Raw genomic sequence first — 2,417 nt, 5'->3', positions numbered from 1 at the left:
CACCCCGTTTATAGCGACAACCACCCAAACACACCCCCCCCCGGGTTTTGTGCGTGAGGGCCGGGGGGGGGGCGGCCCGGCGCTACCCCCCGGGCCGGCCAACGGCCGGCGCTACCGATACCACCCCACCGTCATTCCCGCTGCCGGGTCTCCAGCAGGTCCAGATTGCGGATCAGCTTGCGCGAGATCTCATCGGAAATGCTCCCGCGCCGGGTCAGCCGGAACAGCTCCTCGCGCTCGGCGGTGAGCCCGGCGTTGCGCAGCTGGCGGTAGCCCTGCTCCATCCGCTTCACCTTCTCCGGGTCCGCATCGGGCCCGTGTTCCTTCTCCAGGTTGCGCTGGTACAGCAGGCTCACCCGCGCAGCAGCGTCGTTGTACAGCTGCACGTTCTCGGTGTTCTGGTTCTGCACCAGCTGCTGGCGCATGCGCTCCACGCCGGCCAGGGCGGCCTTGGATGCCAGCCGTCGCGCAAGGTCTTCTTCCTTGCGATCACCCGAGTCGGCCGGCAGCTGCAGTCCCTTCAGCAGGCGCGGCAGCGCCACGCTGGCCCCGATCAGCGAGAACAGGATCACCGCCGCGGCCAGGAAAATCACCAGGTCACGCGCCGGGAATGCCGATCCATCCGGCAGGAACAACGGCAGGGTGAGCACGCCGGCCAGGGTGATCGCACCGCGCACGCCGGCTACCGAGGTCGCCACCACCACCCGCCAGGGGGTCACCGGGCGTTCTTCGCCGCGGTGGCGCGCGCGCAGCAGGCTCCAGCGCAGCGACAGCCACACCCACAACAGGCGCAGCGCCACCAGCGCCAGGTTGATCACCACCACGTACACCAGCAACCACCACGCGCTGTGGTGGCCGCTCTCATTCACCGTGTCGATCGCACGCTCAACGATGCCCGGCAGCTGCTCGCCCAGCAGCACGAACATGATGCCGTTGAAGCTGAACTGCAGCATGTTCCACACCGCGGTGCGCTGCACCCGCATGCTGCCGGAGACGCGACCGGTGAGCTCGACGTAGCTCATGGTGATGCCGGCGGCCACGGCCGCCAGAATGCCTGAGGCCTTTGCCTCTTCGGCCAGCAGATAGGCCGCAAACGGGATCAGCAGGTTGACCAGCAGCGCCGCACCCGGTTCTTCGCCGAAGCGCCGCCACAGCCAGCGCTGGAAGGTGGACACGCCCAAGGTGACCGCCACGCCAATGGCCAGGCCGGCCACCGCCACCCACAGGAAGGTCAGCGAGGCGGTCGCCAGCGAGAACGAACCGGTCATCACCGCGGCCACCGCGAAGCGGAAGCAGACCAGACCGGAGGCATCGTTCAACAGCGACTCGCCTTCCAGAATATGCATCAGCCGCTTCGGAATCGGCATGCGCGAGGCAATTGAGCTCACCGCCACCGGGTCGGTCGGCGAGATGATCGCCGCCAGCGCGAACGCCACGCCCAGCGGCATCACCGGAATCATCCAGTGGATCAGCAGGCCCGCGCCGATCACGGTGAAGATCACCAGCCCGAACGCCAGCTCGAGGATCACGCCTTTGTCGCGGAACAACCCCTGCTTGGGAATGCGCCAGCCGTCCAGGAACAGCAGCGGCGGCAGGAACAGCAGGAAGAACATTTCCGGCTGCAGCGCGTGGCCGCGATTGAACACGCCGGCAATGACCGCACCCAGGCCGATCTGCACCAGCGGTAATGGCAATGACAGCGGCAACACGCGCACCAGGTAGCCGCTGGCCACCACGGCGACCAGCATGGCCAGGACCACTTCAATCGTATGCATGCTGAAAAAACTACCACACCGGTGCTGCTACCTGAACACGGCAACCGACCTCCGGCTCAGTTGGCGGACAGGCGCTAGGCCGCTGCGCCGTCGAAGCGATAGATGTCCATCGCCAGCATGCCGGCATCAATGCCGGCATCGATGCGCTGCGCACCCAGCGGCTCGCCACCGGCCGCCCCCATCGCGAAATGCAGTGGCTGGAAGTGTTCGTCGGTGGGATGCGCACGCTCCGCGTACGGAGCCTGGCGGCGGTAGTCCAGCAGCGCTTCGGTATCGTTGGCCTGCAGGCGCTGCTCGACCCATTCAATGAAGGGTCGCACGTAGGGGGCCTCGCCACCGCTGTGATACGCGCGGAAGTCATGCAGGTTGTGGGTGATGCTGCCCGAACCGATCAGCAGCACGCCGTCCTCGCGCAGCGGGGCCAGCGCGCGGCCCAGCGCAAACTGATGGGCAGGCCCCAGCATCGGCTGCAGGGCCAAAGGTACGACCGGAATGTCCGCATCCGGATACAGCAGGCGCAGCGGCACCCAGGCACCGTGGTCGAGCCCGCGCTGCGGGTCCTGCATGGTCGGCAGGCCGGCCGAGGCCAGGCGCTGGGCCACCTCGGCGGCCAGCGTCGGGTCGCCCGGGGCCGGGTACTGC

2 protein-coding genes are annotated in these 2,417 nt (G+C 67.8%); both read right to left on the bottom strand.

Features of this window, described 5'->3' with window-relative positions:
* Nucleotides 1–131: 131 nt before the first annotated feature.
* Nucleotides 132–1,775, bottom strand: coding sequence for a Na+/H+ antiporter (locus EGJ34_RS21375; RefSeq protein WP_125362409.1), 1,644 nt, complete (start codon nt 1,773–1,775; stop codon nt 132–134).
* A 74-nt stretch (nt 1,776–1,849) separates the two neighbouring features.
* Nucleotides 1,850–2,417, bottom strand: a 568-nt coding sequence (locus EGJ34_RS21370) for a class III extradiol ring-cleavage dioxygenase (protein WP_148100554.1), incomplete at its 5' end; no start/stop codon positions are given.

It is taken from the genome of Stenotrophomonas sp. 278, from assembly GCF_003935715.1.
In the GTDB taxonomy this organism is placed as follows: Bacteria; Pseudomonadota; Gammaproteobacteria; order Xanthomonadales; family Xanthomonadaceae; genus Stenotrophomonas; species Stenotrophomonas maltophilia_AH.
This window is presented reverse-complemented; position numbering and strand designations above follow the sequence as displayed.